Below are 4,153 nucleotides of genomic sequence, written 5' to 3'. Positions count from 1 at the left end.
ACTTTCAAAACCGATTAAAACTTCTTCGCCAATTTCGGGAATAAAATACATTCCTTTTCCACCACCAGCGTGTGGGTTTGTCATACGAATCCAAGGGGTTTTTTCGGAATTGTTTTTTTGCCAAGCCATTTGCACTTGAATTCTCCCCAAACCTTTTGGGTCGTTATTGTCAATCACAACAGCGGGTTGCGAGGTGGCAATAGGCGTCGCCAACACATTGCCGTAAGGCGGGCTTTGCCCGCTTTCGGGAATGGCATTGAAAGTGTTCGAATATTGTCCGCCCTCTTCGCAAGTGTGTGTAATATTGGTTATCGTGTAACTGCCATAATTTTGTTCTTGCACGCCATCGCGTGGGTCGCCTGTCATTGAAAATGCCGATTCGTGAATAGAAACTACATCGCCAATGCGAAGTCCAGTTTCGTCACTTATTCCTGTGGCTGTTATTAAACTGGCAGTTTGCGATTGCAATTGTGTAGTTACTCTATCGACTAAATGGGTGCGAGAGTTTCCCTCTTGCATTGGGTTTGAATATAAAGTGTTTGACTGGTCGGGAAACAATTTTTTTGATGAATCGTAAACTTGTTTGGTATAGCCTTCTGCTTGATAGTTTATCTCGGAAGCACTCGCTTTTTGGGTCTCGCCTGTGCTTGGGTCGTACCCAGTATATTCAAAATTGAGTGGTTTTGCATTCATTTCGATATCAAAACGTTCGATTGAACGACCGTATTCTAAAGTAAATGTTTTTGACCTTGGTTTTCCAAAAACCAATTCTTGCCCATTATAATAAAACCATTCTGATTTTTTTTGTGCCAATCGGCACAAAAAATCAAAATCACTTTCACCATATTGCACTGTAAAAGGTAAAGTTTGATTTTCTTTAAGATTTATGACGGGTTTTAACTCTCTTTGCGGGAATGCATTTGCAATTTCTTGAATAATGTCTGATAACGATTTATTGGAAAATGATTTGTTTTTAGGCAAATTTTGCATTGCAATAGTTGGCGAAAAACCTGAAATTTGAATATTTCCTGCCGAACCATTTTCACGAACCAATATTGATTTGGTTATGATTCCGTAGAAGAGTAGGGGCGATTCGGTCGCTAAATTATTCGGTTTTACCTCTATTTTAATGCTTTTCCCAATATAGCTATTCGATTTATCTATTGATTGACTGACGAATTCTCGAGGTATGGGTTGCAAAATGCTAAACTGGTGGTGGGCGTTTACTGTTTGTGTAATATTTAGCTTTGAAAATCGATGTAAAGTTTCCCCCTCAATTTGGATAGAAGTTGTAGTGCTTATTGCCATAGAAATAAGTTTTATAGTGTTTGTTTAATTGTTTAACGTTGTTTGATTTTTTTTATAAATTTGGTAAAGATACTGTTAATAAAAATATGTTGATTACGGTTTTCCCGCATATTTTGTTAAATGTTTCTTTTTACCGTAATGTTTCTAAAAGGGTATCTTACAACGTCTTGTGGCTTGGCGTCAGTTGGGGATTTGGTTAGCCAAATGTATAAATTAAAGACCGAACTTCCAAGTACAAAACCAACTTTAAAGTTTGCCTAAAACCCCAATTGCGCCAAACCGCTGTTAACTGCTGTTTATTTTTCTTTTTCTTTTTCCGCTTGATTGTTTCTAATATCCAATTTTTCTAAATTAATTTCTTTTTGAAATAGAACTACAATATTTTTTATCATTACATAAAAGGATAAAATTAATGATATATTAAACTTGTAAAGGAAAAAACTTAAAACAAATTGAATATTTTGGTCAATATCTTGTTCGATTATGATGTAATACAAATCTCCAAAACTAGTTTTACCTAAAACCAATACGCTCATAAGATAAAGTAAGATTAATGCTTTAACACTTTGAAGCAAAGCATACAAAATATTGTATAAAGTTTCCTGAAGAATATCTAGTCTTAAGTTTTGTTCTGTAAAATTAATGTTGGATTTAGTTGTATTTATTTGAGAAATAAGTATTGCTACTAAATTTAAAAATAAACCAATAAAGATTGACAAACTTGTTCCAAGTAAGTTTTTCAAATCATTATCTGGAAGTTTAATAAAACATAAAATTATAGATAGGATATATGGAAAAATAAAAAAAAGTAATCTGTCTGAAAATGCTAATTTACCATCATTTAAGAAGCCTTTTCTATATTCGGCATTTATTGATTTTACATTTATTTTATCTAACATTAGATAATGTTTAATGTTAATTCTCTAACTAACTTAATTGATTCACTCTTTATACTATCAAATTCTGCAAATCCTTTTGAATTGATATCTACATTAATCAAGTAATATGGTCTAACTTTAAAAGTATCCTCCAAATCAATCGTTCTAGTGTTTTGATTGTATGTTGATACTACTTTAATATTTGTGTTTTCATCAAATCCAATGTCTTTAAATTCATTTCCAATAAAAAATCCTGTCTTATTTTCAAGGTTAGAAATTACTTTTCGTTTAGTTAAAATTGGAATTTCGGTTCCTTTAGTTGGAATAATTTTCATTTCAATTTTATATTCGCCTTCACTCTGATATTCGCCTAAATATTGTTTTGATTTTTCTTTTGCTAAAAAATTTCTAGAAAGTATTATTGAATTATAATCACCATTAGTTAAATATTCTCTAATTATTTTGTCTTCAATAAAGTTTGTGAATTTTACATTAAGGGTTGAGAATTTTTTTCTTATAAATTGGAGAATTAATGTACACATTGCAGATTTTAATGAATGTTTGCCTTCTCTTTCTAAAACAATAAAACCGTATTTTTTATCCAAAGGTAAAATAATCATAAAAAAATACGGACGTTCAATAGATTGACCTTTTTCTTTTGTATACAAAGGGTCTTTACTTTTATTATTTTTAACAACTTCTTGTTCTTTGCCGTCGTCTTCTCCAATAGAAATTTTACCAGCGATATATCGTGATGTCTTGTCTTGAATAAAAGTTGATTTTATTGTAGAATTTTTTGGTTCTTTTACTTTTTCTATTCTACAAGTTTTACCATTTAGTAAATCAGGCGGAAATGTATCAACGAAATTGGTAAAGTTATTTACAAGTTCTGTATACAAATCAATTCCTTGTATGTTTTCTAACAACGGAAAGACATCTGTTTTTCTGTTTTGATGAATTTTAAAAGTATAAATTTCTAATTTTCTTTCTTCCATATTTTTTTTTATTTTTTGCTAATATATGCAAAATTGGCTTTATAATTTAAATCACTAAAAGTGAATTTTAAGGTATTTTTGGGTTAAATAGCAGTTAACGTCTCGTGGCTTGGCGTCAGTTGGGGATTTGGTTAGCCAAATGTTTAAATTAAAGACCGAACTTCCAAGTACAAACCCAACTTTAAAGTTTGCCTAAAACCCCAATTGCGCCAAACCGCTGTTGGCAGATCGCCTGTTTTTTTTATTTATTTTTCCGACTACTTTTTTCTATCCGCCTATTTTTAATTTTTCGATTACTTTTTTTGTTTCCGTGTATTAATATAATGCTACTCAATGTCACTATTTAATTTCCGCTTATCAATTTAAAATTTCCGTGACACACTATTTATCTTCCGTGTACTGATATTGAATTTCCGTCTTTCACATTTAATTATCCGCATATCAATGTAGAATTTCAGTGGGTTGATATGATTCTTCCGCCAGTCAATATTGAGTTTCCGTGCATCATTGTCGAATTTCCGTTGTCGTTTTTTATTTCACACTTTGGCTATTTAATGTTGCTGATACTTTTGCGAAACTAAATTGTTGTTGTTTTATTTTATCGGTTTTGTAAAAATTGTTTGCAATTTTGGCAACGCTGATAACGCTTTCATAAATTTCGTTGAACGCTTTTATTGCTTCGTCGGTTATTTCTTTTCGAGTTCCTTTGAATGTTTCTTGGTCAATATTTGCTGTTTTTAGCACTTCGGCGTAATTGACAATATTGTCAATCGTACTTTGCGAGGTTCCTTTAGCAACAATTTCAGCACTTAAAGATGGATTTAAATTAGATTTGAATTGAAATAATAGATTTACTAATCCTTCTTGGTCGCCTTTTTGCGCCATTTTGTAAAATGCTGTAATTCCGAGTTGGGTTAAAATTTCTGTTTTTTGAATTGGATTACTTTTAAAATCTTGTTCAACTTGCACTTT

4 protein-coding genes are annotated in these 4,153 nt (G+C 31.4%); all 4 read right to left on the bottom strand.

The features are described 5' to 3' along the window. A partial coding sequence (locus RMO70_RS10150) for a phage baseplate assembly protein V (RefSeq protein ID WP_310556326.1) occupies positions 1-1,308 on the bottom strand: 1,308 nt, incomplete at its 3' end. A 296-nt stretch (positions 1,309-1,604) separates the two neighbouring features. Further along, positions 1,605-2,207, bottom strand: a complete 603-nt coding sequence (locus tag RMO70_RS10145) for a hypothetical protein (RefSeq protein ID WP_310556325.1) — start codon at positions 2,205-2,207, stop codon at positions 1,605-1,607. Further along, positions 2,207-3,181, bottom strand: coding sequence for a hypothetical protein (locus RMO70_RS10140; protein WP_310556324.1), 975 nt, complete (start codon positions 3,179-3,181; stop codon positions 2,207-2,209). The genes RMO70_RS10145 and RMO70_RS10140 overlap by 1 nt, the downstream gene beginning before the upstream one ends. Before the next feature lie 531 nt (positions 3,182-3,712). Beyond that, the coding region (locus tag RMO70_RS10135; RefSeq protein WP_310556323.1) for a hypothetical protein at positions 3,713-4,153 on the bottom strand (441 nt) is incomplete at its 5' end.

It is taken from the genome of Flavobacterium sp. (assembly GCF_031422135.1).
GTDB lineage: Bacteria > Bacteroidota > Bacteroidia > Flavobacteriales > Flavobacteriaceae > Flavobacterium.
The sequence above is the reverse complement of the archived record's forward strand: the minus strand, read 5'-3'. Positions and strand labels throughout refer to the sequence as shown.

Coding starts and splice junctions, on each gene's coding strand:
- RMO70_RS10140 (WP_310556324.1), bottom strand. CDS start 3,181: ATGGAAGAAAGAAAATTAGAAATTTATACTTTTAAAATTCATCAAAAC.
- RMO70_RS10145 (WP_310556325.1), bottom strand. CDS start 2,207: ATGTTAGATAAAATAAATGTAAAATCAATAAATGCCGAATATAGAAAA.